The organism is Rhodococcus sp. NPDC056516, from assembly GCF_042794655.1.
Classification (GTDB): Bacteria; Actinomycetota; Actinomycetes; order Mycobacteriales; family Mycobacteriaceae; genus Rhodococcus_F.
This window is the reverse complement of sequence record NZ_JBHTTG010000006.1, coordinates 282029-308184: the sequence shown is the minus strand read 5'-3', so window position 1 is coordinate 308184 and position 26156 is coordinate 282029. Positions and strand designations below refer to the sequence as shown.

Below are 26156 nucleotides of genomic sequence, written 5' to 3'. Positions count from 1 at the left end.
CGATCCATCTCGTTCATATCGAACGCATCCAGCTCGACGGCAGGCTCTGGTCCTCTGTGGCGTCGACATCAGCGAGTTCGTCTCGCGTCGCGAGACCGAGTCGATCGAGGATCGCCGCCGGCGCGCCGGTCTGCTCGAGCTCCACACGATGGCGTACACCGGCTTCGATTGCAGCTTTCGAGGACAGAGCGAGTATCTGCTGCGCCAACCGTGCGCCGCCGTACCGCAGTTCGCCCTGGCTGATCCGCAGGTCCACGGGGACAGCATGCTCCGTGGCGCGGACCGCGATGGTTCCGGCGCGGTTGACGGCGACGGCTGTGATGATCGGCGGCGATTCCCGGAGGTTCTCGGACATGTTTCCTGTCATTCTGTCGGGCGGTAGAAGCCGTGAAAGCCCATGCCGCTGTTCGTGGTTCGGATGGAACTGACTTCGACAGGGTCACCGGCCTCCACCATCTGACCGTTGCCGATCACCATGGCGACGTGTCCGTCCCAGACTGCGAGGTCGCCCGGCATCAGATCGTTCTGATCGACCTGGTTTCCGATTCCTTGTTCCTGGGCCAACCTCGGAATATCGACTCCGGCTTGGCCGTACGCCCATTGCGTCAACCCGCTGCAGTCCAGTCCGACTCCGGGTGTCGTGCCTCCCCAGGCGTACGGGACACCCTGTTGAGTGAGCGCGTTGCGTACGGCGGCAGCGGCCTCGGCGTTCGGTGCGGTGGCGATCGAGCCGTCGGGGAGTTCAACCTCTACACCGCCTGCGGAAACGGAACCACCAGCGGAACCGGAGGTGCCCGCCGAACCCGAGGCGCCTGGCGCGGGTTCCGGTATCGGGACGGGTGGGATCAGCGCGGACATCTTGTCGGTCGACCCGGCCAGTTCACCGCGTACCCGCTCGACTACCGAGACCGCCCGCCCGAGGTGCTCCAACGCGGCCGACAGCAACATCAATTGCCCCATCGGCGTCGCGAGCGTCGGCCCGGCCTTGACGGCGAGCGCCAGAAAGGACTGAAGAATCTCACCGAGTTCGGTCATTCCCGCGGACACGGACGTTGTGGCTTCGTCCACGACGCCGGCGATGTTGCTCCCACGATCGGCGAGGTTTCGCGTCGACGTCTGCGTCTGCTCGGTTTTGGTCACAGCGGCGGTGAGAGCATTCGACGAACTCTGGGTGGACGCCAGTTCGCTCAGTGCGGCGCTTCCCAATTGGTAGGCGATCTCGAGGGCGTCCGAAGCGATTCGGATGCCGACGTCGGGTCCACTTGTGCTGGGGACGCCAGTCCCGACAGTGTCGACCAGATCAATGATCGGTCGTGCGAGTGCGTCGACGTCGATCATGAGCGTGTGGCTTCGACGAGAGCCATTCGTACCGATTCCTCGGAGTCCCGATAGGCAGCGTGAGCGTCGCGGGTGGCTGACTGGACGCTGGAGACCACAGCGGACAGTCGATCGATGTCGTCGACATGCGCTTGTTGTGCTCGGCCCGCGACGCGAACGAAGTCTCCGCCGATCAGCCCCAGCACAGCGGACAGAGCGGTGTGATCGCCGCCGGACGCATGCTGTCGGGCCTGCGCGACGTTGTCGGCAACGGTGCCCAACCGCGCGGCGAACTCCGCGATGCTTTCGGTGTGTAGATCCAGATTTGTCAACTTGTCTTCCCCCCGTTGCGCTTACTCCTTCTTGGACGCCGCGCGGGGTGCTTCGGTTCCCGAGGAACTATTCTGATGGTCATGCAAACGCACGTAGTCGACCATCCGCTCGCGGCGGCCCTCTTGACGACAATGCGTGATGCACGCAGTGAGAACGCGACGTTTCGTTCCGCACTTCGCAGGCTCACGCACATGCTGGTCTACGAGGCCATGCGTGACGCGGAGGTAGAGGAGTTCCCGGTCGACACCCCGGTAGCAGCGACGACGGGCATCCGGCTCGCGAAGCCGCCTTTGCTGGTACCGGTGCTGCGCGCGGGTCTGGGCATGGTCGAACAAGCCAGTGCACTGATCCCGTCGGCCGGGGTTGGCTTTGTCGGAATGGCCCGTGACGAGGAGACACATCAGCCGGTTCCGTACCTCGAATCCCTGCCCGCGGATCTGTCCGGTATCCCGGTATTCGTGCTCGATCCGATGCTCGCGACCGGTGGTTCGATGGTGCACACCATCGACTTGCTGGTTGCGCGTGGCGCGACCGATGTCACGGCAGTGTGCGTCGTAGCTGCTCCGGCCGGCGTCGATGCGCTGGCAGCCTCCGGACACCCGGTGCGTCTGGTCATCGCGAGCATCGACGACGGACTCGACGAGAACGCTTTCATCGTCCCCGGACTCGGTGACGCCGGCGATCGGCAGTTCGGACCCCGCTAGAGCGAGAGGGCGAAGGTTCGGAGTTCGGCCAGCCGGGCCTTCGCCTGCTCGCGCGCGTTCGCGAGATCGCTGCGGTCGGCTACCGGGACCACGACTTCGAGATAGCACTTGACCTTGGGCTCGGTGCCGGACGGTCGCACAACCACGCGGATCGACGGTCCGTCGAATATCACTGCGTCGGTGCGCATACCGCCGCGAACCAGGGACAAGTCTTCGACGGTCACCGGCTCACCCGCGAGCTGGCCGGGCGGATCGGCGCGTAACCGTTCCATCATTTCGGTGATGTCGCTCGAGTCCTCGACGCGGCGGGATACTTGGTCCCCGCGATGCAGTCCGAATTCGACGGCATAGTCGCCCAGAACATCCAAGAGGGTTCTGTTGCTGCCCGCGAGGGTGGCAGCCAAGTCGGCCACCAGTACGGCAGCCGAGATGCCGTCCTTGTCTCGCACCACATCCGGATCGACGCAGTGCCCGATCGCCTCCTCGTAGGCATAGACCAGACCGTCGCCGGCGCGCGTGAGCCACTTGAACCCGGTGAGTGTCTGCGCAAACCGCGCTCCGCGGGCTTTCGCCAACTTCGAGAGCAAAGTCGAGGAGACGATCGTCGTCGCCACCAACGAATCTTCGGGCGCCGTGCTCAGCACGTGGTCGGCCAGAAGCACCCCGGTTTCGTCGCCGCGCAGCATGCGCCACTGACCACCGTCGAGAACTCCGACGGCGCAGCGGTCGGCATCCGGGTCGAGTGCGATCGCCAGATCCGCGTCGACACTTCCGGCGAGTGCGAGCAGCCGGTCTGCGGCGCCGGGCTCTTCGGGATTGGGGAACTCGACGGTCGGAAACGTCGGGTCGGGATCGAACTGCTCCGCCACGACGTGCAGGTCCTCGAATCCTGCTGCTCGCAGAGCAGCTGTCGCGGTCTCGCCGCCGACGCCGTGCATTGCCGTGAGCGCAATCCGGATCGAGCGGGCGTCGCCGTGCGGGAGGGTCGCGATGCGCGCGATGTACTCCTCGACCAGGGAATCGTCGACGGGAAACACCGGCATTCGAGGGACGTCGGAGGCGCCACCGATGCGGGCGATCTCGCTCTCGATTTCACGATCGGCGGGGGAGACGAGTTGCGCCCCACCCGAGAGGTACACCTTGTAGCCGTTGTCGGCAGCAGGATTGTGGGAGGCGGTGATCTGGATACCTGCCGCTGCGCCGAGCCTGCGCACCGCAAACGCCACCAGCGGTGTCGGCAACGGACGGGGGAGCAGGGTCACCTCGAACCCGGCCGCCGCCATGACTTCAGCGGCGGCGCGAGCAAATTCCTCGGAACCGCGCCGGGCGTCGCGGCCGACGACAACGCGGGAGCCGCCCTGGCAGCGAGCTGTCAGCCAGGCCGCCAGACCGGCCGTGGTCCGGATGACGACCGCGAGGTTCATGCCGTTGGGGCCGCCGCGCACCGGCCCGCGAAGCCCAGCGGTGCCGAACGCCAGTGGCGCGGAAAAGCGTTCGGCCAGTTCATGTTCCGAAAGGACTGTCAGTTCTGCGCGGGTGACTGGGTCCGGATCGGCGTCGATCCACTCGGTGACGTGGGTAGGTGTCACAGTTGCTCGACCAGTTGACGCAACAGCACTCCCATCCGCGCTGCCGACGCTTTGCCTGCCGCCAGCACCTCCTGATGGTCCAGCGGGGCCCCAGTGATTCCGGCGGCCAGGTTGGTGACCATCGAGATGCCGAGAACGCGGGCGCCGAGCGCGCGGGCCGCAATGGTCTCGTGCACCGTCGACATGCCGACCAGATCGGCGCCGAGTGTACGAAGCATTCGAATCTCGGCCGGAGTCTCGTAGTGCGGACCGGGAAGCCCGGCGTAAACACCCTCGGCAAGGTCCGGGTCGATCGAGCGAGCCAGCGCGCGCAGTTCCGGCGAGTAGGCGTCGACCAGGTCGACGAACTCCGCGCCGACGAGCGGGGACCTGGCCGTCAGGTTCAGATGGTCGCTGATCAGCACCGGTTGGCCGACGGCGTAGTTTCCAGCAATACCGCCGGCCGCGTTGGTGAGGATGACGGTGTCGGCGCCGGCAGCGATGGCCGTCCGGACCGGGTGGACGACGGTGCCGAGATCGTGGCCCTCGTACGCATGCGCGCGCCCGAGCAGCAGCAGGACTTCGGTATTCCCGACGCGCACCGAACGAATGGTGCCCGCGTGCCCGAGCGCCGACGGTGGGGCGAAGCCAGGCAGATCGGCCATCGAGACTTCAGCCGTCACGTCCGCACCGGCGTCGCCGAACACGTCTGCGGCGTCGGTCCACCCCGACCCGAGCACGATGGCGACTGACGGTGACGAAGAACCCGTCATGGCGGACAGAGCAGCGGCGGCGGCCTCGGCGATCGTTCCCATGTGAGCAACCCTACTGAGGAGTCGGGTCGGTTCGTCGGGTGAGTTGGCGGGCGTTACTCTCCCATCCATGCCTTATCTCGAACGCGACGGCGACGTATTCATCCTGTACCTCGGCAACGAGGGCGAAACGGACAACGAGAACCGCTTCGGCCCCGAGTGGATCGACGCTGTTCACAGCAAGCTGGACGAGGTCGAAGCGCACGAGGGGCCGGCAGCCCTGGTGACCACGGCGACGGGCAAGTTCTACACGAACGGCCTGGACACGACGTGGATCTTCGGCAATCTCGACGGTCTTCCCGGTTACCTGGACAAGGTCCACACCATCTACAGCCGGCTGCTGACCTTCCCGATGGCCACGGTCGCGGCCGTGCAGGGGCACGCATTCGGCGCCGGCGCCATGCTCGCGTCCTCGCACGATTTCCAGATCATGCGCGCGGATCGCGGCTTCTACTGCCTTCCCGAGGTCGGACTGAACATGCCGTTCACAGTCGGGATGTCTGCATTGCTGAACAGTCGTCTGCCCAAGCAGACGGCGGTCGACGCGATGACGACGGGGCGTCGATTCGGCGGCGCCGACGCGCTTGCTGCCGGCATCGTGCAGGAAACGGTCGACGGCGACGGAGTGCTCGCGGCAGCAGTGGCCAAGGCGTCGGCATTGACGTCGACTCACGGCAAGAACTTGGCGGGTATCAAGGCAGGCATCCACCGCGATGCACTTGCGGACCTCGCTCAGGTGACTGACAAGAGCAACTTCTCCTTCGGGTGAGACAATGATCGCGTGAATCAGAATGTCGACAGTGCAGTCAGGTCTGTAGAGGCCGATCTGATTGCGCTGTCGCATTCGATTCACAGCGACCCGGAACTCGCCTTCGAGGAGTTCCGCAGCGCTGCCAAAGTGTCGGACCTGCTGGCGCAGCACGGTTTCGCGGTCACTCGCGGGATCGTCGATCTGCCGACGGCTTTCGATGCCACCTACGGCAGCGGAGAGTTGGTCATCGCGATCTGCGCCGAGTACGACGCGCTGCCCGAGATCGGTCATGCCTGTGGGCACAACATCATTGCCGCAGCCGCGGTCGGAGCCGGCATCGCGTTGGCTACCGTGGCCGATGAACTGGGGATCACCGTCCGAGTGATCGGTACTCCGGCGGAGGAAACCGGTGGCGGCAAAGTTCTGATGCTCGAGCGTGGTGCATTCGACGGCGTCGGAGCGGCCATGATGGTTCATCCAGGACCGATCGACATCATCGGTGCCACCTCGCTGGCCCTGGCGGACATCGCGGTCAGCTATCACGGTCGCGAGGCGCATGCGTCTGCTGCGCCTGAATTCGGTCGTAATGCCGCCGACGCGGCGACGCTCGCTCAGGTGGCGGTCGGGCTGTTGCGTCAGCACCTGCAGCCAGGCCAGCAGATTCACGGAATCGTCAGTGATGGCGGCACAGCTCCCAACATCGTTCCGGCCCGGTCCGAACTGCTCTACTACCTGCGTGCCGAGACGGCCGCGTCGTTGGCCAATCTGTCCGAGCGTGCTGACGCCTGCTTCGCCTCGGGCGCACTCGGCACCGGATGCACCCACGAAATCCGCACGGTATCGCCCACTTACACCGAGTTGACCCCCGATCCGTGGCTGGCGGCGGCGTACCGTGAACAGATCGTCGATCTCGGACGGGTGCCACTGGCGGTGGAATGGGAGCGCTCCCGTCCGCTGGGTAGTACGGATATGGGTAATGTGACCAATGTGATTCCGGGAATTCACCCGGTCATAGGCTTGGATTCATCGGGGGCAGTGACACATCAGCCGGAGTTCGCGGCGGCGTGTATCACCACCTCCGCAGATCGAGCGGTAGTCGACGGTGCAATTGCGTTGGCCCGCACTGCTGTCCGGGTAGCGTCCGATCCAGAACAACGCGCCCGTCTGTTGGAAGGGGTAGATCGCCGGTGAACGCGGCAATCGATACGTGGATTCACGCGCACACCGACGACCTCGTCGCGTGGCGCCGACACATCCATGCCAACCCGGAGTTGGCTCGCCGCGAATACGCGACCACCGAATTCGTCGCGACCCGCCTCACTGCCGCTGGGCTGTCGCCGAAGATCCTTCCCGGTGGCACCGGCCTCACGTGCGACATCGGACCGGAAGGTCCACGAATCGCACTCCGCGCCGACATGGACGCTTTGCCGATGCAGGAAGCGACAGGGGCGACGTATTCGTCCACGGTCCCCGGTGTATCCCATGCATGCGGGCACGACGCCCACACCACCATCCTGCTCGGCGCCGGACTGGCTCTGGCCACGCTGCCCGAACTTCCCGTCGGGGTTCGGCTGATCTTCCAGCCCGCCGAGGAAGTCATGCCTGGCGGAGCACTCGACGTCATCGCCGCCGGTGCGCTCGACGGTGTGTCCAGAATCTTTGCTCTGCACTGCGATCCGCGACTCGAGGCAGGCCAGGTGGGCATGCGTCTTGGCGCGATCACCTCTGCTGCAGACACCATCGAGGTCGTCCTCGATTCTCCGGGTGGGCACACGTCGAGGCCGCACCTGACCACGGATCTGATCTACGCACTCGGCACAGTCGTGACCGGGCTGCCTGGAATGCTCAGCCGTCGTATCGATCCGCGTACCGGCACCGTCATGGTGTGGGGCGCGGTCAGTGCAGGTCAGGCGCCCAACGCGATTCCGCAGACCGGCATGATGACGGGCACGGTACGTACCGGCGATCACGACACGTGGGAGTTGCTCGAACCGCTCGTGGAAGAAATCGTCCACGGATTGCTCGCACCCACCGGCGTTCGCTACCAACTCAACTATCGTCGCGGAGTGCCACCGGTCGTCAACGACGAGGTGTCCACCCGGATGTTCGAGGACGCCATCGCGACCGTCGGACAAGATGCTCTGGCGGACACCCCGCAATCCGGTGGTGGCGAAGACTTTTCGTGGTACCTCGAAACCGTGCCGGGTGCCATGGCGCGGCTCGGTGTGTGGTCGGGTGAAGGCGACCAGCTCGATATCCACCAACCCACTTTCGATCTCGACGAGCGTGCACTCGGCGTCGGTGTGAAGGTTCTCACGAGCCTGGTTCTGGGATAGTTCCGGTTCCCGTCGGGGGTACCGTTTTTCGTTCGTTCGAGTGAAGGTACGGGCATGTCGATAGGTGTGGGAGTGCGAATCGGCACATTGGTGTCGACGGCTGTCGTTGCGTCGAACGATCCGGGTTCGGCCGATCCGGTGGTGTTGGTTCGGGACACGATCCTCAATCAACGCAAGGACGGAACGACGGTGCTCGGAGGCACCGAGCAACTGGGTGCCGGTCGTGAGTTCGCCGAGAGCTGGTCGGGTTTTGTCGGTCGCGTCGGGGACCCGAGTGGCGTCGCAGGAACGGCCGATACTCGTTACCGCGCCGAGGATTTGGTGGCGACCTCGATTCGCTGTCTGTTGCAGGAATGTGAGCCGCTGCCCGATCGCGGTGGCCGGAGCGGGGGAGCCCCCGACATCGTCGCCACGTACCCGTCGCGCTGGGACTCGTCCACTGCCGCCCTCATGCAGGATTCTCTGGTCTACGCGGGCCTCGAACGAGTCACACTCGTCTCGGATGCCGAGGCGGTTTCGGCGTGGTTCGAGTCGGAAATCGCGGCGCTCGCCGGCACGCTCATCGGCATCTATCACGTGGACGACACCGGAGCAGCGGTCACGCTGGTGCGTTCGGGTGTCGCCGCGGGCCGCGCATTCGGCTTTGCCGGCGACGGGAGTTCGCCGAGTTCACGCCTCGCGACAGCCCTGGGTGCGTTCGGCTGGATGCCGGAGAACCTGGACGCCGTAGTCGTCACCGGTGACGGAGAACCGGCGACGGACAAAGCAGCCATGATGTCCATAGCTGCCGGGATTGCCGAAAAGCTCGGTGTCAGATGTGAACTCGGCCCCGGACCCGAGCAGTCGGCCGCGCTGGGAGCTGCAATCCTCGCTGCCGGATTCACCTCGACGTCGCACACGATCGTGCCGATCGGGTTGCCGCCTTCACATGACGTGACCGAGGTGTTCGACACTCTGGGACGCGAGAAGGTGGCGGCTGAAACCGCAGCCGGGGTGGCAACAGCCGAGCCGGAAACTGCAGTTGTCGCAGGCGAATCGGCGTCGCGCGGTTCGAAGCGCGTTCTCGTCGGAGTCGCGATTGTGGTCGTGCTCGCGGCACTCGCGGTGCTCGCGTATTTCCTGCTGCTTTGAGCAGGACGGCAATCTAGTCCGTCACTCCGTTACAGCGCTTAATCGGTAACTCCGTTACCCGGACCAACGTTGCGGCTGTTTCGCGTCCGCAACTCTCGTACATACTCGGCCGGCGCTCCGGCAATCTCGGCAGCGTCGGCCATCACGCCGATGTAGCGGGCGGACGGCAGTCCACCTTCGTACGCATCCATGACATAGAGCCACGCGAGGACTGCATCGCCGGCCGTGTCGACCCGCACTCGGATCTTGCGGTGCAGACCTAGTTCGGCGCCTTCCCAGCGGTCCAGGCTTACTTCGTCCTCTTCCGGGACGTCGTAGAGAACCACGAAAACACTGGAGTCAGGATCTTCGACGACGGTGGCGAGAGCACCCTCCCAGCCGAGGTCCTCGCCGCTGAAGGTCAGGCGCCAGCCTCGCAGCCACCCTGTCCCGGACATGGGCGAGTGTGGGCAGCGCAACAACATCTGCTCGGGATGCATGTTGGAACCGTAAGCGGCATAAATCGACACGGGCGCAAGCCTAAACCGTGGTCCGAGGGTGTGGCGAAGCGGACCACCGGACGCAAGTAATCTGGTACAAGCACTGCGCGACACGTAGTGCTCGAATAGCGTGACACTGGTCGACGGGAGACCCCTGCCGGCCACGCGAGGACTTGGAGGACACATGACCCGGATCGTGATCATCGGTGGCGGACCCGCCGGCTACGAGGCGGCACTGGTAGCCGCGCAGCACGGGGCCACGGTCACCCTGGTCGATTCGGACGGCGTCGGCGGTGCGTGTGTGCTGTTCGACTGTGTTCCGTCGAAGACATTCATCGCGTCCACCGGAATCCGCACCGACATGCGTCGTGCATCCGATCTCGGCATCACCTTGGATCCGGAGCAGGCTTCGGTTTCACTGCCGAAGATCCACTCCCGAGTCAAGAGTCTCGCGTTGTCCCAGTCCTCGGACATTCGCGCACGGTTGCAGACGGTTGGTGTCGAGGTTCTCTCCGGCACCGCCGAACTCACCGATCCGCTCCTCGGAATGGCGGCGCACCAGGTTCGCGCGACGCTCGGAAGCGGCGAGCAGAAGACCATCGACGCAGACGTCGTGTTGATCGCCACCGGCGCCAGCCCCCGCATCATCCCGGGAGCCGAGCCCGACGGTGAGCGAATCATGACGTGGCGTCAGCTCTACGACTTGGACGAGCTGCCCGAGCACCTGGTCGTGGTCGGTTCCGGTGTCACCGGTGCCGAGTTCGTCTCCGCGTACACCGAGATGGGCGTCAAGGTCACTCTCGTGTCCAGTCGTGATCGTGTTCTGCCCGGCGAGGATGCCGATGCGGCACTCGTACTCGAGGACGCCCTCGCCGAGCGCGGCGTCTCCCTCGTCAAGCACGCCCGCGCGGACGCCGTCGAGCGCACCGAGAAGGGCATCGTCGTCAAGCTCTCCGACGGCCGCACGGTCGAAGGAAGCCACGCTTTGATGACCGTCGGTTCCGTCCCCAACACCAACGGTCTCGGCCTGGAACGGGTCGGCATCGAGCTGGACAAGGGTGGATACCTGCGTGTCGACCGGGTTTCGCGCACCACGGTTTCCGGAATCTACGCAGCCGGTGACTGCACCGGGCTTCTTCCGCTCGCCTCGGTGGCGGCGATGCAGGGACGCATCGCGATGTACCACGCACTCGGTGAAGGCGTCAGCCCGATCAAGCTGAAGACTGTCGCGTCGGCCGTCTTCACGCGCCCCGAAATTGCAACGGTGGGTGTTTCGCAGGCGGCGATCGACAACGGAGAGGTGCCTGCTCGCACCGTCATGTTGCCGCTCAACACCAACCCGCGTGCCAAGATGTCCGGTTTGCGTCGCGGTTTCGTGAAAATCTTCTGCCGCCCGGCTACCGGCGTGGTTATCGGCGGTGTTGTGGTCGCACCCACCGCTTCGGAACTGATCCTGCCGATCGCGATCGCTGTGCAGAACAACTTGACGGTCAACGACCTGGCTCAGACGTTCTCGGTGTACCCGTCGTTGACCGGGTCGATCACCGAAGCTGCTCGTCAGCTCATGCGTCACGACGACCTGGACTGACAACCGACCAGAATTTTCTTACAATGTGAGAACTCTGTTTCACATACTGAAGTATTGGTGAGATAGTCGAGATACCGACCGAATCAAGGGTCGGTATCTCGGCGCTCTCCCGCCCCGTTGACCCAGGACGGCTCAGGGTGTTATTCCTCTGACCTTCATTCTGCGTGCCTGGGAGCTTCACATGACACACGCCGCGCTGTCCGCTCGTATGGACGGACTCCGTAGTTCTGCAATTCGCGATCTACTCACTCTGACTGCCCGACCCGACGTCATCAGTTTGGCCGGCGGGCTACCCGACCCCGATTTCATTCCGCGGGAACGAATCTCGAAGGCGGCGCACGACGCACTCGGTGACCCCTCGTCCGTCCAGTACGGCGAGACCTCCGGCCTGCGGCGCCTCCGTGAGGTGATCGCCGAGCGTGAATCCACGAAAATCGGGCGATCACTCGACGCGTCCGAAGTTGTGATCACACACGGTTCTCAGCAAGGTTTGAGCTTGCTCGCGCAGGTGCTCCTCGACGTCGGTGACGTCGTTGTCGTGGAGGAACCGGCGTATACCGGTGCGCTGCAGGTCTTTCGGACGGCGCAGGCCCGTCTCGTTCCGGTCCGGCTGGACGAGGACGGGATGGACATTGCCGCGCTCGAGGCGAAACTCGACGCCGGTCTTCGGCCCAAAGTTGTTCACACCGTGAGCAATTTCCACAACCCGCGCGGCGCGGTGCTTTCCGCGCAGCGCCGAACGCACCTGGCCGCACTGGCCGACCGATACGGATTCTGGGTTCTCGAGGACGACCCGTACGGCGAGCTGTACTTCGGCGACCAACCGCCCGCGCCGCTGGCTGCGCTGTCGGACAGGGTGATTCGGCTGTCCAGTGCCTCCAAGGTGTTGGCGCCGGCGCTGCGCGTCGGCTGGCTGCACGGCGATCGGCGAGTCTGCGAGGCCGTCGAACTAATCAAGCAAGGCGCTGATCTGTGCGGTTCTTCGCTCACCCAGCAGATCGCCGCTGACCTCTTCTCCGACCGGGAGTGGTTCGACGCGCACCTCGACAACCTCCGGGCGGGGTACGGAGCCAGAGCGAAGGCAATGGTCACAGCCGCCGAGACGGAATTGGGTGGTCGTGCACGCTTTTCCGAGGTCCGCGGCGGCATGTTCTGCTGGATGGATTTTCTCGACGACGTCGATACCACCGAACTCCTGGGGGTCGCACTGAAATACGGAGTCGCTTTTGTCCCAGGTTCGGCGTTCGCAGTCGAAGCGGACCTCAGCCGAAGCGCTCGACTGTGTTTCGCGACGTATCCCGAAGCCGTGCTGGTCGATGCCGTCGGCAGGCTCCGGGACAGTGTCAGCGCAGGTACAGCCTGACCTTGTCGATCGTGTTGCGGAGCAGATCGATCTCCGTGCTCGACGGTGGAGTGGTGACGGTGACATGGTCGGCGACGGCCAGGTCCCATCCCGTCGACTCCCGTACCTGATCGACAGAGATTCCCTCGTGGACGCTGGTCAACTCCAGTTCGCCGCCGGGGCCCTGGTGTGTCAGGACGCCGAGGTTGGTGAATACCTTTCTCACTCCTGCACCTGCCGGCATGATGCCCTTTCCGCTGGCGAGGGCGCGGGCGGGGCTCGGTGAGGTGCAGAAGTCGAGCTCGGCCGGAAAGGAACTGAGGTCGTGGCGACGCATCACGACGAAGATTTCGGCGGCGTTCGCGATGATCTCGACAGCTCCGCCCGCTCCGGGCAGTCTGACCGTCGGATTCTTCCAGTCACCGATGAAACTCGTGTTCAGACTGCCCGTTCGATCGATTTGAGCGGCCCCGAGAAATCCGACGTCGACGTTGCCACCCTGCAGGACATAGCCGAAGAGCGCGGCCATGCTCAGCACGGATTCGGCGCCGGAGACAACCACGGAGTCGGCGATACCCTCGGCCATGGCTGACGGGTGCGCGCCGCACACCCCGGACTCGTAGATCAGCTCGACGTCCGGATTCGACGTGTGCCTCGCGAGATCGACTGCGAGCGTGGGTAGCCCAACTCCGGCAAAGACTCGGCGCTTACCGGCCAATTCGCGTGCCGCGACGGCGACGATGGTCTCGGTGGAGGTGGTAGCCCCGGTGTCGATCGTGGTGGTCATAGTCTGCTCCCGTAGTCGACAGGTGTGGAAAGTTTTGATCCGACTTCGAGATCGGTCCAGTAGTCTGCTCCGAGTTTGGCGAGATACTCGCTGTGACTGTCGAGTGCGTACACCCAATCGTCGAGCCAATCTCTCAGCCGTGAAGGATCTTTGGAGATTTCGGTCCAGCGTCGGTAGAAGCCGCAATCGCGGTCGTAGTATCCCTGTGCGTACGACGGGTGCGCGCCGCGCGGGCAGACGACAACCGCGTCGACCGCGTGCGAGGGAATCAGAGTTCGGCTGGGGTCGGACCTGATGACCTCGTCGTCGACCAGTTCTTCGACAACGACGATCGCCTTCTTCGCGGCGTACACGGCTTCTTGCTGCACACCGGCGATGCCCCAGATCTGTGCGTTCCCGGACGAATCCGCCCGCTGTGCACCGATGATCGTCACATCCGGATTCAGTGGCGGCACGACGTAGACGCTCCCGCCGCCGTACGGGTCGTCGACGAGTCTCAGTTGCGGGTTGAGCGCGGGCAGATCACTCCCGGCGTACGACCGTAGAGGGAAGAAAGGAAGCCTGGCGGCTCCAGCCTGATACCGGCAGACCATGCCGTAGTGGCTGTATTCCTCGACCTCGAGGGGGAGCGGGTCCTGGTTCTCGATGCGTCTGCGTAACTCGTACAGAGACCCCGCGGACCCGCTGGCGAAGAACGATGCAACCAGCTTTCGGACGCAGCCGGCGGCGACGAGCTGATCGGAAACGATGTCCGGCGTCATTCGGCACAGCGTGAGGTCCTTCCTGCCCTGCCGGATGATCTCGTGTGCCGCGGCAAAGGGGATGAGATGCGAAAATCCCTCCAGCGCAACAGTCATGCCGTCTCCGACGTATCGACCGATGGCCTCTTTCATCGAGAGGGTCTTGTCCACGTGTGTACCTCTTCTTGTTCTCTCGCGCACTCGGTCGGTTTCGGAAACTTGACAGGGTCGGCCGGCGTGGCGCAACAATGTCGGGTGGAAATTCATCAGATCAACGCATTTCTCGCGGTGGCTGAGGAGCTACATTTCGGCCGTGCGGCGCAGCGGCTTCGGATTGCGCAACCGCCACTGAGTCGAACGATCAGGCAATTCGAGAAACAGCTCGGTTCGCCGTTGTTCGATCGAAGTACTCGAACCGTGCGGTTGACTGCTGCCGGCGAAGCGCTGCTGCTTCCGGCGCGCGAGATACTGGACGCGTGCCGGATGGCCGAGATCGCGGTGTCCGCGGCAGGCAAGGGAACGACAGGTCGCGTTCGCCTGGGTTTTGCGGGTACCTCGTCGCATCTGCTCGTCGGGCGGTGGGCGAAATTGGTGAGAAAGACCAATCCCGGTATCGAATTCGTGCTCGACAGTTCCGCTTTCGCGAACGAGGCGTTGTTGATGCTGCTCGATCGACGACTCGATATCGGGATGGTGCGGTGGACCGTCCCACCGCTCGGGATCACGTCGAGGCTGATCGCTGAGGAGGACTTTCTGGTTGCCATGTCGAAAGACCACCCGTTGGCGTCGAGGGACTCGGTTCGGTTGATCGAATTGGAGTCCGAGAATTGGGTGACGCTTCCGGCGGAACCCGGGTCGATTCTGCGGGAATCTCTGCTCACTGCGTCGAAGAACGCAGGGTTCCTCGCCCGAATCGTGCAGACGGCACCGGATTCGATGTCGTTGATCGCGCTGGTGTCCGCGGAAATCGGATGCTCGTTGACCATTTCCTCGGTAGCCCAGAGCATCGTGAACCCGGATGTGGTCTTTGTTCCCGTCATGGATCCACCTCCTCCTCTTCAACTGCGTATCGCCTGGCGAGAGGGAGACGACAGACCTGCTCTTCTCGAAGTGTTGAAATTGTCCGAGCAGGCGCTGCCGTCCCTGGCTTAGACGGTTGCCCGACCTGAAGGAATCTCACCCGCTTCGGATTTCGGCGAGTTCGCAGTTTCGGCAAGGGTGTTCTCGAGTTCGAGTTCGTCGTAATCCGCCTGCTCGGCCGTCGAGAGTTCGCTTGCGTTGTATCCGGTACGGCGGAGCAGGAGAAGGGTGCAGATCAGCGAGACAAGTGCGTACAGCCCGGACACGATCGCGACCCCGACGATGTTGCCGGAGGTGTTGAGCATCCACTGCGCCAGTACCGGAGTTCCGCCGCCGACGATGAGGGAACACAGTTGGTACGCCGTCGACAGACCGGTGTAGCGGATGTTGGCGGGGAAAGCCCGAGCGAGAACGCCGGCGATCGCGCCGTAGAACATCGAGTGCGGGATCGTGGCCAGACACATCGCGACGACTGCAATGGTGAAGTTCCCGGTTCTGATGGCGAAGAACATCGCGGGCATGAGAACGAACTCCGGTATCACCATCAGACACATGGCTTTTCGCATGTCGATCTTGGAGACAAGGACGGCACCGAACGGTTGGACGATGAACTGCACGACGAGCGCGATCGCGATGGCGGCGAGGAAGGTTCCTCGGTCGTATCCGAGTTCTTTCGTAGCCCAGGACAATGCGAAGGTGTTCTTGAAGTAGGTGACCTGCGCGAGGGGGAGTGCGCCGGCGCCGAGCAGTACCAGTACCCAATGCTTGCGCAACACTTCGGCGAGCGGAAGTTTGACGACCTTCTTGCGGGCGAGAACGGCCTTCATCTCGTCGGACTCTTCGAGTTTGAGGCGAATGATCATTCCGAGAATGACCAGGCATGCCGAAACGAGAAATGGGATGCGCCAGCCGTAGAGAAGGAATGACGGCGTCGGCATCGAAGACAGCAGGAAGAATGCGATGGTGGCCAACAGATTTCCCGCGGGGGAGCCTTGTTGAGCGAACGCGGAGTAGAGGATGCTCTTGCCCTTCGGTGCGTTCTCGCTGGCGATGAGCACTGCGCCGCCCCATTCGCCACCGACTGCGACTCCCTGGATGACGCGAAGGGTGACCAGGCCGATCGGCGCCCAGATCCCTACCTGTGCATAGGTAGGAAGGAGTCCGATGCCGACGGTGGCGACGCCCATCATCATCAAGGTGATGACCAGAGTGTTCTTGCGTCCGATCCGGTCGCCGAGGTGTCCGAAGATGATCCCGCCGATCGGCCGGGCGAGGAAGCCTGCCCACAGAGTGATGAAGGCGAGGAGCGTTCCGACCCCGCTCGGGAGAGTGTCGGAGAAGAAGATGTCGCCGAACACCAAGGCAGCTGCGGTGCCGTAGATGTAGAAGTCGTACCACTCGATAGTGGTTCCGATGAACGAAGCGATACCGGCTCTTCGTGCCTTGGCGTTGATCTCCTCGGAACTGCGAGAGGGTGAACTCATGCGTGGCGACCTTTCTCTGCATCATTCGCGGCGCCGAAACGTGGCGCGCCTGAATGAGATTCGCAGAGTGGTGTAGGTCACGTCCAATACCAAGTTGGTCGCCTATTGATACCTCTGGAGTATCAATAGGCGACCAGGATCAACTGTTCCGGTATGGAAGATGTCTGACGGGGGAGCCGGTGTCAGTCCGAGCGATCGGGGTGATTACTCGGACCAGTTGTACGTCCTTTCGACGGCCTTGTTCCACTCCGCGTACAGCCGTGCTCGTTCGGACTCGTTCATCGCCGGTTCCCACGTCTGGCCGACGGCCCAGTTGTTGCGGATGTCTTCGGTGTCCGCCCAATAACCGATGGCAAGGCCCGCTGCGTATGCAGCACCGAGTGCTGTTGTTTCGTTGACCACCGGACGGATGACGGGAACTCCGAGGATGTCCGACTGGAACTGCATCAGGGTTTCGTTGACCACCATGCCGCCGTCGACCTTCAGGGCGGACAGTTCGACGCCCGAATCCGCACGCATCGCGTCGATGACCTCGCGGGTTTGGTATGCCGTCGCCTCGAGTGCCGCGCGGGCAAGGTGTCCCTTGTTGACGAAGCGCGTCAGGCCGACGATGACGCCGCGTGCGTCCGGTCGCCACCGAGGTGCGAACAGTCCCGAGAACGCGGGCACGAAGTAGGCGCCGCCGTTGTCCTCGACACTTGCGGCGAGCGGCTCGATGTCCTTGGCGTTCTGAATGATTCCGAGATTGTCCCGAAGCCACTGGACCAAGGATCCCGTCACCGCGACGGAACCTTCGAGTGCATAGACGGCGGGGGCTTCGCCGAGTTTGTAGCAGACGGTGGTCAGCAGTCCGTGCTTGCTGTGAACAGGCTTCGTTCCCGTATTGAGGAGCATGAAATTGCCGGTGCCGTAGGTGTTCTTGGCTTCACCCTCGGAGAGGCAGGCCTGACCGAACGTCGCTGCCTGTTGGTCACCGAGAATTCCGGCGACCGGTACTCCGGCGAGATTGCCGCGAGGGCGGCCGGTGCCGTACACCTCGGAAGAACTACGGATTTCCGGGAGCATCGACATCGGGATTCCGAAGTCCGCACAGATCGATTCGTCCCACTGGAGGGTCTCCAGATCCATCAACATCGTGCGTGACGCATTGGTGACATCTGTCACGTGAACGCCCTCGGTCAAGTTCCACACGATCCACGTGTCGACAGTGCCGAAGCACAGCTCCCCGGCCTCCGCTTTGTCTCTCGCTCCGTCGACGTTGTCGAGAATCCAGCGGATCTTCGGCCCGGCGAAGTAGGTCGAGAGCGGTAGTCCGGTCTTGTCTCGGTACTTGTCCGGCCCCTCGTCTCCGCCCAGTTCGACGCACAGTTGATCGGTGCGCGTGTCCTGCCACACGATCGCGTTGTAGACCGGCTTGCCCGTCGAACGCTCCCAAACGACGGTCGTCTCACGCTGATTCGTGATTCCGACGGCAGCGATGTCGGCGCGTGTGAGATCGACCTTCGCGAGCGCTCCGGCGACCACCTCTCGGGTGTTGATCCACAGCGCGACCGGGTCGTGCTCGACCCAACCGGCGCGCGGGAAAATCTGTTCGTGTTCTTTCTGCGCAACGCTCACCACGGCGCCGTCGTGATCGAAGATCATGCAGCGGCTCGACGTCGTGCCTTGGTCGATGGCGGCGATGTATTGATTCACTGTGCTCCTAGGTTCGGGCGCGTTCGCAGTAATCCGTGCGCTGTCGCAGTATGTGGATCAAGCTACTAGCCTGTAAACGGATTCGTCGTCGACTTACAGGAGACCGGGTTGAGTAAGCAGCAAGGTGCGCAGTTTCTCGGCCCGCAGCAGCGTGAAGCTGCTTGGGAACAACTTCAGACCGAGCAATTCGACGTCGTCGTGGTCGGTGGCGGTGTGGTCGGTGTCGGAGCTGCCCTCGATGCGGCAACCCGCGGACTCAAGGTTGCGTTGGTCGAGGCTCGTGACTACGCATCCGGCACGTCCAGCCGCTCGTCGAAGATGTTCCACGGCGGTCTCCGCTATCTCGAGCAACTCGAATTCGGTCTCGTTCGTGAGGCGTTGCGTGAGCGCGAACTCTCGCTGACCACGCTGGCGCCGCACCTGGTCAAGCCCCTGAAGTTCCTCTTCCCCTTGGCTCACCGCGTGTGGGAACGCCCGTACATGGCCGCGGGAATCTTCCTCTACGACCGGATGGGTGGCGCAAAGTCGGTCCCCTCCCAGAAGCACCTGACCCGGGCGGGCGCGCTGCGCATGTCGCCGAGTCTCAAACGCAGTTCGCTGACCGGTGGCATCCAGTACTACGACACCGTCGTCGACGATGCTCGGCACACCATGACCGTCGCACGCACCGCTGCACATTACGGCGCAGTCGTGCGAACGTCGACGCAGGTCGTGGGCTTTCTGCGGGAGGCGGACCGGGTCTCGGGAGTTCGTGTCCGCGACTGCGAAGACGGACGTACCGCCGAGGTCAAGGGTCACGTCGTCATCAACGCGACCGGTGTCTGGACGGACGAGATCCAAGCGCTCTCACGTCAGCGCGGACGGTTCCGGGTGCGAGCGTCGAAGGGCGTACACATCGTCGTCCCGCGCGATCGCATCGTCAGTGAAGCCGCCATTATCCTGCGTACCGAGAAGTCGGTGCTGTTCGTCATTCCCTGGGGCAGTCACTGGATCATCGGCACCACCGACACCGACTGGAACTTGGATCTCGCCCACCCCGCGGCAACCAAAGCAGATATCGACTACATCCTCGGACATGTGAACTCCGTCCTGGTCACGCCGTTGACGCACGCCGACATCGACGGTGTGTACGCGGGTCTGCGTCCGCTGCTCGCCGGTGAAAGCGACGAGACGTCGAAGCTGTCGCGCGAGCACGCTGTCGCCCGGGTGGCTCCCGGCCTGGTCGCCATCGCCGGAGGAAAGTACACGACGTATCGGGTGATGGCGGAAGACGCCGTCGATGTGGCTGCAGAAGACATTCCGGCGCGAGTGGCGTCGTCGATCACGGAGAAGGTACCGCTCGTCGGTGCCGACGGATACTTCGCACTGGTCAATCAGACCATGCAATTGGGTGAGCAGTACGGATTGCATCCGTATCGCGTCAAGCACCTGCTCGACCGGTACGGGTCGCTCATCACCGAGGTCCTCGAACTCGGCCGGCAGACGCCGGAGTTGTTGCAGCCCATCACGGATGCGCCCGACTACCTTCAGGTCGAAGCTGTGTACGCGGCTGCGGCCGAGGGGGCACTGCACCTCGACGACATCCTGGCCCGCCGCATGCGCATCGCGATCGAATATCCGCATCGCGGTGTCAACTGCGCGCAGCAGGTCGCCGGCTTGGTGGCCCCGATTCTCGGTTGGGATGCCGCCACCGTCGAACGCGAGGTCGACACGTATCGAGCGCGCGTCGAAGCGGAAATCGAGTCTCAAACCCAACCGGACGACGAGTCGGCCGATGCCTTGCGCGCCGCAGCGCCGGAGTCGAGGGCCGAGATCCTCGAGCCTGTCGTCGTGGTGCCGGATCGGGTTTGAGTCGCCTGTCGTTTGTTCTCGGTCCGCCGTGGGTAGACGGGTGTCGAATCACCACCCGTGTCAGCACAGACCGGTCGAGCGTCGCCCAGGAGGATCCCAATGTTCGGTAATCGGTCGCGATCTGCTGAGGAACACATAGCTACCGGCTATCTGGTCACTCACCTGTGCGGGGCGATGGTGGGGCTGCAGCTCTCGCGGTCGCTCTCGGACTCGTACGGCGTCTGGGCTGACGGTGAGCTGGATTCGTTGCCGGGCGAGCTCGAGTACGAGATCGAACAGCTGCTCCAACTGATCGAGGACACGCAGGGCATATCGCTGCCGCGGTACTCGAAGATCGACGCGACTGTCAATCGGATCAGACGTCTCGTCCACGTCGACGCCATCTGGCGCAACCGCCTCGTGAAGTTGGCAACACTCGAGATCATGCGGACTGCTCTGTGCGGCAAGAGTGCGATGTGGGAGGTCCTGCGAGACATTCCGGCGGGGGAGACGGAGGAGCAGTACCGCGAGCTCAACGACCTGGTGTCCAAGCAGATCACCACCGTGACGGCTCTGCATCACCGCGCAGCCACGGAAGCTTTTCAGGGGACGGACGGGCGGGAATCGGCGAGCGGCGGCGACCCCATCCGCTCGAGTAAGTAAGGTTTGTACCGTTCGATGAAGAATTCGATGAACGGTAGACCCCGAGGTGTATGGAGATGGCTGAGCGCGACCAAGCACTGACAGATCCCAAGGCAGTGTTCGCGGCGTTGGCGGAGATCCTGTACTCCGCAACAGAGAGCGCCGAGGTGTACTCCGCGATTTGTTCGGCGGCTGTCGAGTTGATTCCCGGTTGCGATCACGCAAGCCTGATGCTGCGACGGGGAAACACCAACGTCACGGTAGCGGCAAGCGACGAGATTGCCGAGCACGCAGACGATCTCGAGCGGGCCACGGGGGAGGGGCCGTGCATCGACGCCCTCGACACGGAGGCGCCGCAACTCGAGTCGGACCTTCGCACACCGAGTCAGTGGCCTGAATTCGCTCGGAAAGTAGTGGCGGAGACACCCATTCGCGGATCCATGGGGTTCCGACTGATGGTCGATCGTCAGAAGTTCGGTGCCCTCAACCTCTTCTCGGATACTCCGGGGGCTTTCACGGAATCCGCTGCCGACCACGCGATCATGTTGGCGTCGTTTGCGTCCGTGGCAGTCACTGCGCTCACGCGAGGCGAGGATGCCGATTCGCTGCGGCGCGGTCTGGCCAGCAGCCGAGAAATCGGTCAGGCAGTTGGTCTGTTGATGGGACTACATCGTGTGTCCGACGACGAGGCCTTCGACATCCTGGTGCGAACCTCGCAGAACATGAACGTCAAGATCGCCGAGTTGGCACGCAAAGTCATTGTTCAGCATCGTTCGACTCTCGACTGAGCGCTTCGTTCGCCGGGGGGCGAGCCGAGCAGTTGAGATCGCTTGCGATCCACAGTCTCTCGGAGAGTCGTCACCACAGCTGCCACTTCCGGGCGTCGCAGAGATTCCGAACGGGCCACCAACCAGTAGGAAAGTCTGACCTCGATGTGAGCCGGTAGCACGCGAATCAGATCGTCGTGCTGCTCGGCCATGAAGCAGGGGAGCAGGCCGATACCTGCGCCGGCCCGCGTTGCCTCGATGTGCACGAACACGTTGGTGGACGTGACGGCCTCCCTCATGGAGACCGTGAGCTTGCGAGCCAGATCGAGTTCGTCGACCTGCAGCATCGAGTCGATGAAGTACACGAGCGAGTGATCGGCCAGATCTGCGGCACTCTCGGGAACAGCATTCTGACGTAGATAGTCTCGGGATGCGTACAAGCCCAGCGCATAGTCGGCCAGATGGACTGCCTCGGCGCGGTGAACTTGAGGCTTGCCGACCACGACCTCGATGTCGAGCCCCGAGCGTATCTGTGACGCCTTTCTGGTTGCGACAACTATCTCCACGCTGACACGGGGATGGCGTCTGCGAACCGCTGCGCCGGCGGGGGCCGCGATGTAGGCGCTGAAGCCGTCGGTGGCCGAGACCCGCACGACGCCGTCGAGTTGCTGCTGACCGGTGGAGTCGAGTGCCAGTTCGTTCACTGCGGCCTCGATGCGCTCGGCTGCGCTGAGGGCTTGTCTGCCCAGGTCGGTCAACTCCCATCCACCGGACGAGCGAACCAGGACACGGCCGCCGAGGCTCTTCTCGAGCGAGGCGATGCGGCGCGAGATAGTGGTGTGATTGAGGCCCAAGTCGTCGGCGGCGGTGTTGAAGCGACCGGTGCGACCGACCGCGAGAAGCACCAGTAGGTCATCCGGGCTCAGTCCGAGATTCATATCTGCATTTTTGCACCTATATGGTGCGAGATTTGTCATTGTCGTGCCAAGAATCTGCACTGATACTCATCGAGTCACAAAAAATGTGCGAGCGGTCACATTCCTGATCGTGAAGAGCAGGCGAATCGCGAACTGAAGACGAGGGAGTCCACGATGAGCGTCGACAACATGCCGAAGCCCGAGAGCCAAGCCCCACCATCGGGGCTGAAGAAGGTGGTCGGCGCCTCGATGGCGGGCACCGTGGTCGAGTGGTACGAGTTCTTTCTGTACGGCACGGCGGCCACGCTGGTCTTCAGCAAGGTCTTCTTTCCCGGCGGCGGCAATGAGCTGGATGCGATCATCGCTGCTTTCATCACCTACGCCGTCGGATTCGCCGCCCGACCACTCGGCGGGATCGTCTTCGGATACTTCGGAGACAAGTTCGGTCGGAAGCAGTTGCTGCAGTTCAGTTTGCTGCTTGTCGGTGCCGCGACATTCCTGATGGGCTGCCTACCGACCTACGGTCAGATCGGCTACTGGGCACCGGCACTGCTGGTCACGCTGCGCTTCATCCAAGGATTTGCAGTGGGCGGCGAATGGGGTGGGGCGGTACTCCTTGTCGCCGAACACAGCCCGAATCGATCTCGCGGGTTCTGGTCGTCCTGGCCTCAGGCCGGCGTGCCGATGGGCAATCTGGTCGCGACGGTTGTGCTGTTGATCTTGACGTCGACGCTCTCGGACGAATCGTTCATGAGTTGGGGTTGGCGCGTGGCCTTCTGGCTTTCCGCGGTCATCGTTCTGGTCGGGTACTACGTTCGGACCAAGGTCACCGACGCTCCCATTTTCATTGCGGCACAGAAGGAAGCAGAGCTGGTCAAGGCAACGTCGTACAGTGTTTTCGAGGTGGTCAAGCGCTACCCACGCGGAGTGCTGACCGCGATGGGACTGCGTTTCGCCGAGAACGTCATGTACTACCTCGTGGTGACCTTCTCGATCACCTATCTCAAGGTCGTCGTCCATGCGGACACGGCGCACATTCTCTGGTGGATGCTGATGGCACATGCCGTGCACTTCGCGGTGATCCCGTTGGTAGGCAAGCTGTCCGACACGATCGGTCGACGCCCGGTGTACATGATCGGCGCCGTCACAGCCGGAACGTGGGGATTCTTCGCCTTCCCGATGATGAACAGCGGGCACAACGCCGTCATCCTGTCGGCAATCATCATCGGACTTGTCTTCCACGCCTTCATGTACGCCGGACAACCCGCGATCATGGCCGAGATGTTCCCGACCCGGATGCGCTATTCCGGTGTCTCCCTGGGGTATCAGGTGACTTCGATCGTCGCCGGCTCGCTGGCTCCGATCATCGCGACAGCACTACTGAGCAAGTTCGACTCCTCGGTCCCCATCGCGATCTATCTGCTGCTGGCCTCCTTGGTCACCATCGTCGCAGTCATTTTCGCGCGTGAGACCAAAGGGATCTCGCTCGAGTCCGTCGATGCCGCTGACGCCCGTGTTCTCGCCAACGAGCGGGCCGGTGTTCCCGCGTGACGCTCTCTGGCAAATCGGCACTGGTCACCGGTGGTGCGAGCGGGATCGGCGAGGCTTGTGTACGGATGCTCGCTGCCCGCGGCGCCCGCGTCACCGTCGCTGATCTCGACGACGTCGCAGCGAAGGCGCTGGCCGAGGAGATCGACGGCACCGCATGGGCCGTCGATCTCCTCGACACCGACCAACTCGTAGATATGGCGCTCGAGACGGACATACTCGTCAACAATGCAGGTATTCAACGGGTCAGTCCCATCGAGGATTTCGACGTCGAGGACTTCCGGAAGATCCAGCGCCTCATGGTCGAAGCGCCGTTCCTCCTCGCTCGGTCTGCCCTGCCGTACATGTACCGCAACGGTTTCGGCCGCATCGTGAACATTTCCTCGGTCCACGGGCTCCGCGCTTCGGCATTCAAGAGTGCATACGTCACGGCGAAGCACGGACTCGAAGGACTGTCGAAAGTTGTTGCGCTCGAAGGCGCCCCACACGGTGTCACCAGCAACTGCGTCAATCCGGGCTACGTCCTGACACCCCTCGTCCAATCCCAGATTGCCGACCAGGCAAAGGTTCACGGCATCAGCGAATCCGAGGTTGTCGAGAAGGTGATGCTCACCGAGAGCGCGATCAAACGGATGGTCGAGCCGGCGGAGGTGGCATCCCTGGTGGGATGGCTGACGTCGACCGAGGCGTCGATGGTGACGGGGGCGTCGTACACCATCGACGGTGGGTGGAGCGCCAGCTGAACCACTCAGGCTGCTGAGTTGTTCAGGCTGCCGGGTTCAGGCTTCGGGAATCTCGATTCCGAACTTCTCGCGGGTGATGACCTCGGGCTCGGGACCGCCGCGCACTCCGGTGTCGAGTGCGTCGATTGCGGAGAGCTCTTCGGCTGTGAGTTCGAAGTCGAACACGTCGAAGTTCTCCGCGATGCGCGAGGGAGTCACCGACTTGGGGATCACCTGACGGCCTTGCTGAAGGTGCCAGCGCAGCATCACCTGCGCGGGAGACTTGCCGTGAGCGGCCGCGATCGCTGCGATGGTGGCGTCTTCGAGAGTCGAACCGTGGGACCCGTCGCGGTAGAACGTGATCCCGCCGATCGGTGACCATGCCTGCGACAGAATGCCGTGATCGGCGTCGGCCTCGAGCAAGGCCGACTGCCTGAAGTACGGATGGACCTCGATCTGGTTGACCGCCGGCACCACGGACGTTGCGCCCAAGAGTCGGGTGAGGTGATCCGGCATGAAGTTACTGACTCCGATGGCACGGACCTTGCCGTCTGCCAGCAGCGTTTCCAGCGCCTTGTACGCGTCGATGGTGCGTTCGAACTCGCTCGGCAAGGCTTGGTGGAGGATGAGGAGGTCAAGGTGTTCGACACCGAGCTTGCCTGCGCTCTTGTCGAAGGCGTGCAGAGTCTCGTCGTATCCGTAGTCGGTGATCCAGACTTTCGTTTCCACGAAGATCTCGTCGCGATCGAGGCCGGATCGCCGGATCGCCTCACCGACGCCCTTCTCGTTGCCGTAGGCCGCAGCAGTGTCGATGTGGCGATAACCCGTCGACAGCGCGGACTCGACGGCGGCGACTGTTTCGTCCGGCGGTGTCTGGTAGACGCCGAAGCCCAGCGCGGGGATGTCGACGCCGTTATTCAGTTTCAGGCTCGGAATGCTCATGTCGTCCACGGTAGCGGCGGCCGGGGGTTCCGCGGGAGTGACTGCTCAGCCGGGTAACGGCAGTACCCCTTCATGCCAGGGAATTCGCGATCGGGAGACTCGTCAATGAGTGAGCACTATCTTCAATCCGACGATCAGAGTTGCGACGGCGGCCAGGGCAAGGGCCGCGAGGTGTGTGTTAGTACCGACTTTCTCACCGTGAAGTCGGCTGATCACGTAACTGGTGGACCCGATGCGCAGGATCAAGACGATTTCCGCGATCAACTGCGCCGTCCGCGGTTCCAGGATGTTGAACCACGCCGTCGCGAGAATGACGACAGGAACGACCGCGGAGGTGAGGATCGGGACGGAATCGCGAAGCGAGTCGATTCTTTCCGCGGTGGTCAGGCGGCGGTCGTTGCGAATGCTTTCGCCGACGCTCTCGGCAAATGTGTGGGCGATGTATGTCGACAATGCCGTGCCGACCACGATCGCGGCGCCCAGCGATTCCTGAGATTTCGTCACCGGTATGAGTGCAGCGAGGACAAGTATGTTGCCGTAGATGTACGCGGTGGTTCTCGCCGCTACACGTTCTTGTCCCAGCGGCGAACCGTGAGAGGTGATCGGCCGGTTCAGCAGGGTTCGCAGGTCCCACTCCATGC

The 26156-nt window shown here is 63.3% G+C and carries 26 protein-coding genes; 13 read left to right on the top strand and 13 right to left on the bottom strand.

Features of this window, described 5'->3' with window-relative positions; all coding sequences use genetic code 11:
* Positions 1–13: 13 nt before the first annotated feature.
* Genes ACFQ6Y_RS20095 through ACFQ6Y_RS20085 form a run of 3 tightly spaced genes read right to left on the bottom strand, consistent with a single transcriptional unit; the run spans position 14 to position 1649 of the window.
* Positions 14–355 (bottom strand): hypothetical protein, encoded by a 342-nt coding sequence (locus tag ACFQ6Y_RS20095; protein ID WP_378636300.1) that lies wholly within the window; start codon positions 353–355, stop codon positions 14–16.
* Positions 356–363: 8 nt separating this feature from the next.
* Positions 364–1338, bottom strand: a complete 975-nt coding sequence (locus ACFQ6Y_RS20090; protein WP_378636295.1) for a C40 family peptidase — start codon at positions 1336–1338, stop codon at positions 364–366.
* A complete protein-coding gene (locus ACFQ6Y_RS20085) occupies positions 1335–1649 on the bottom strand; it encodes a type VII secretion target (RefSeq protein ID WP_378636290.1) in 315 nt (104 codons plus the stop codon). The genes ACFQ6Y_RS20090 and ACFQ6Y_RS20085 overlap by 4 nt, the downstream gene beginning before the upstream one ends.
* A gap of 81 nt (positions 1650–1730) precedes the next feature.
* Here ACFQ6Y_RS20085 and upp point away from each other — a divergent pair, with 81 nt between their 5' ends.
* A complete protein-coding gene (upp, locus tag ACFQ6Y_RS20080) occupies positions 1731–2354 on the top strand; it encodes a uracil phosphoribosyltransferase (RefSeq protein WP_007727319.1) in 624 nt (207 codons plus the stop codon).
* On the opposite strand, the gene ACFQ6Y_RS20075 is transcribed toward upp, so the two are convergent.
* Both ACFQ6Y_RS20075 and ACFQ6Y_RS20070 read right to left on the bottom strand, forming a co-directional pair.
* Positions 2351–3943, bottom strand: a complete 1593-nt coding sequence (locus tag ACFQ6Y_RS20075) for a phospho-sugar mutase (RefSeq protein ID WP_378636287.1) — start codon at positions 3941–3943, stop codon at positions 2351–2353. The genes upp and ACFQ6Y_RS20075 overlap by 4 nt on opposite strands.
* Positions 3940–4737: a purine-nucleoside phosphorylase gene (locus ACFQ6Y_RS20070; RefSeq protein WP_378636283.1), complete on the bottom strand. Its 798-nt coding sequence runs from the start codon at positions 4735–4737 to the stop codon at positions 3940–3942. The genes ACFQ6Y_RS20075 and ACFQ6Y_RS20070 overlap by 4 nt, the downstream gene beginning before the upstream one ends.
* A 67-nt stretch (positions 4738–4804) precedes the next feature.
* Between ACFQ6Y_RS20070 and ACFQ6Y_RS20065 the strand changes: the two genes are divergently transcribed.
* The 4 genes from ACFQ6Y_RS20065 to ACFQ6Y_RS20050 are packed head-to-tail and all read left to right on the top strand — an operon-like array spanning position 4805 to position 8952.
* Positions 4805–5503: an enoyl-CoA hydratase-related protein gene (locus ACFQ6Y_RS20065; RefSeq protein ID WP_003940710.1), complete on the top strand. Its 699-nt coding sequence runs from the start codon at positions 4805–4807 to the stop codon at positions 5501–5503.
* 12 nt (positions 5504–5515) lie between these two features.
* Positions 5516–6676 (top strand): M20 family metallopeptidase, encoded by a 1161-nt coding sequence (locus ACFQ6Y_RS20060; RefSeq protein WP_378636278.1) that lies wholly within the window; start codon positions 5516–5518, stop codon positions 6674–6676.
* A complete protein-coding gene (locus ACFQ6Y_RS20055; protein WP_003940741.1) occupies positions 6673–7821 on the top strand; it encodes a M20 family metallopeptidase in 1149 nt (382 codons plus the stop codon). Before ACFQ6Y_RS20060 ends, ACFQ6Y_RS20055 begins: the two co-directional genes overlap by 4 nt.
* A gap of 54 nt (positions 7822–7875) precedes the next feature.
* Positions 7876–8952, top strand: coding sequence for a hypothetical protein (locus tag ACFQ6Y_RS20050; protein WP_378636274.1), 1077 nt, complete (start codon positions 7876–7878; stop codon positions 8950–8952).
* 38 nt (positions 8953–8990) lie between these two features.
* Here the strand turns inward: ACFQ6Y_RS20050 and ACFQ6Y_RS20045 are convergent, their stop codons facing one another.
* Positions 8991–9461 carry a gamma-glutamylcyclotransferase gene (locus ACFQ6Y_RS20045; protein ID WP_003940753.1) on the bottom strand — a complete coding sequence of 157 codons (471 nt, stop codon included), beginning with the start codon at positions 9459–9461 and terminating at the stop codon, positions 8991–8993.
* Positions 9462–9615: 154 nt separating this feature from the next.
* On the opposite strand from ACFQ6Y_RS20045, the gene ACFQ6Y_RS20040 reads away from it, so the two are divergent.
* Complete coding sequence (locus ACFQ6Y_RS20040) at positions 9616–11019, top strand: NAD(P)H-quinone dehydrogenase (RefSeq protein WP_230812434.1); 1404 nt, start codon at positions 9616–9618, stop codon at positions 11017–11019.
* A gap of 181 nt (positions 11020–11200) precedes the next feature.
* The gene (locus ACFQ6Y_RS20035) at positions 11201–12382 is read left to right on the top strand and encodes a PLP-dependent aminotransferase family protein (protein WP_378636269.1); all 1182 of its coding nucleotides are present in this window, start codon (positions 11201–11203) and stop codon (positions 12380–12382) included.
* Here the strand turns inward: ACFQ6Y_RS20035 and ACFQ6Y_RS20030 are convergent.
* Both ACFQ6Y_RS20030 and ACFQ6Y_RS20025 read right to left on the bottom strand, forming a co-directional pair.
* Positions 12363–13148: a CoA-transferase subunit beta gene (locus ACFQ6Y_RS20030; RefSeq protein WP_378636264.1), complete on the bottom strand. Its 786-nt coding sequence runs from the start codon at positions 13146–13148 to the stop codon at positions 12363–12365. The genes ACFQ6Y_RS20035 and ACFQ6Y_RS20030 overlap by 20 nt on opposite strands.
* Positions 13145–14059 (bottom strand): CoA transferase subunit A, encoded by a 915-nt coding sequence (locus ACFQ6Y_RS20025; RefSeq protein WP_378636259.1) that lies wholly within the window; start codon positions 14057–14059, stop codon positions 13145–13147. Before ACFQ6Y_RS20025 ends, ACFQ6Y_RS20030 begins: the two co-directional genes overlap by 4 nt.
* Positions 14060–14143: 84 nt before the next feature.
* Here ACFQ6Y_RS20025 and ACFQ6Y_RS20020 point away from each other — a divergent pair, with 84 nt between their 5' ends.
* Positions 14144–15040 (top strand): LysR substrate-binding domain-containing protein, encoded by an 897-nt coding sequence (locus ACFQ6Y_RS20020; RefSeq protein ID WP_230812442.1) that lies wholly within the window; start codon positions 14144–14146, stop codon positions 15038–15040.
* Here ACFQ6Y_RS20020 and ACFQ6Y_RS20015 read toward each other — a convergent pair.
* Positions 15037–16452, bottom strand: coding sequence for an MFS transporter (locus tag ACFQ6Y_RS20015; protein ID WP_378636255.1), 1416 nt, complete (start codon positions 16450–16452; stop codon positions 15037–15039). The genes ACFQ6Y_RS20020 and ACFQ6Y_RS20015 overlap by 4 nt on opposite strands.
* A gap of 204 nt (positions 16453–16656) precedes the next feature.
* Positions 16657–18147, bottom strand: coding sequence for a glycerol kinase GlpK (gene glpK / locus ACFQ6Y_RS20010; RefSeq protein WP_378636250.1), 1491 nt, complete (start codon positions 18145–18147; stop codon positions 16657–16659).
* A 108-nt stretch (positions 18148–18255) separates the two neighbouring features.
* Between glpK and ACFQ6Y_RS20005 the strand changes: the two genes are divergently transcribed.
* From ACFQ6Y_RS20005 to ACFQ6Y_RS19995, 3 genes are all read left to right on the top strand, one after another.
* The gene (locus ACFQ6Y_RS20005; RefSeq protein ID WP_378534168.1) at positions 18256–19998 is read left to right on the top strand and encodes a glycerol-3-phosphate dehydrogenase/oxidase; all 1743 of its coding nucleotides are present in this window, start codon (positions 18256–18258) and stop codon (positions 19996–19998) included.
* Positions 19999–20097: 99 nt separating this feature from the next.
* Positions 20098–20640 (top strand): hypothetical protein, encoded by a 543-nt coding sequence (locus ACFQ6Y_RS20000; RefSeq protein WP_019747713.1) that lies wholly within the window; start codon positions 20098–20100, stop codon positions 20638–20640.
* 50 nt (positions 20641–20690) lie between these two features.
* The gene (locus ACFQ6Y_RS19995) at positions 20691–21407 is read left to right on the top strand and encodes a GAF and ANTAR domain-containing protein (protein ID WP_378534166.1); all 717 of its coding nucleotides are present in this window, start codon (positions 20691–20693) and stop codon (positions 21405–21407) included.
* Here ACFQ6Y_RS19995 and ACFQ6Y_RS19990 read toward each other — a convergent pair.
* A complete protein-coding gene (locus ACFQ6Y_RS19990) occupies positions 21383–22363 on the bottom strand; it encodes a LysR family transcriptional regulator (RefSeq protein ID WP_378636245.1) in 981 nt (326 codons plus the stop codon). The two genes, ACFQ6Y_RS19995 and ACFQ6Y_RS19990, sit on opposite strands and share 25 nt — an antisense overlap.
* A 114-nt stretch (positions 22364–22477) precedes the next feature.
* Between ACFQ6Y_RS19990 and ACFQ6Y_RS19985 the strand changes: the two genes are divergently transcribed.
* Positions 22478–23854, top strand: a complete 1377-nt coding sequence (locus ACFQ6Y_RS19985; RefSeq protein ID WP_378447674.1) for an MFS transporter — start codon at positions 22478–22480, stop codon at positions 23852–23854.
* A complete protein-coding gene (locus tag ACFQ6Y_RS19980; RefSeq protein WP_378636240.1) occupies positions 23851–24594 on the top strand; it encodes a 3-hydroxybutyrate dehydrogenase in 744 nt (247 codons plus the stop codon). Before ACFQ6Y_RS19985 ends, ACFQ6Y_RS19980 begins: the two co-directional genes overlap by 4 nt.
* A 36-nt stretch (positions 24595–24630) precedes the next feature.
* Here ACFQ6Y_RS19980 and ACFQ6Y_RS19975 read toward each other — a convergent pair whose 3' ends face one another.
* The gene (locus ACFQ6Y_RS19975; protein WP_378636237.1) at positions 24631–25515 is read right to left on the bottom strand and encodes an aldo/keto reductase; all 885 of its coding nucleotides are present in this window, start codon (positions 25513–25515) and stop codon (positions 24631–24633) included.
* A gap of 102 nt (positions 25516–25617) precedes the next feature.
* Entirely contained in the window at positions 25618–26154 is a 537-nt protein-coding gene (locus ACFQ6Y_RS19970) for a hypothetical protein (protein ID WP_378534156.1), read from the bottom strand.
* Positions 26155–26156: the final 2 nt, after the last annotated feature.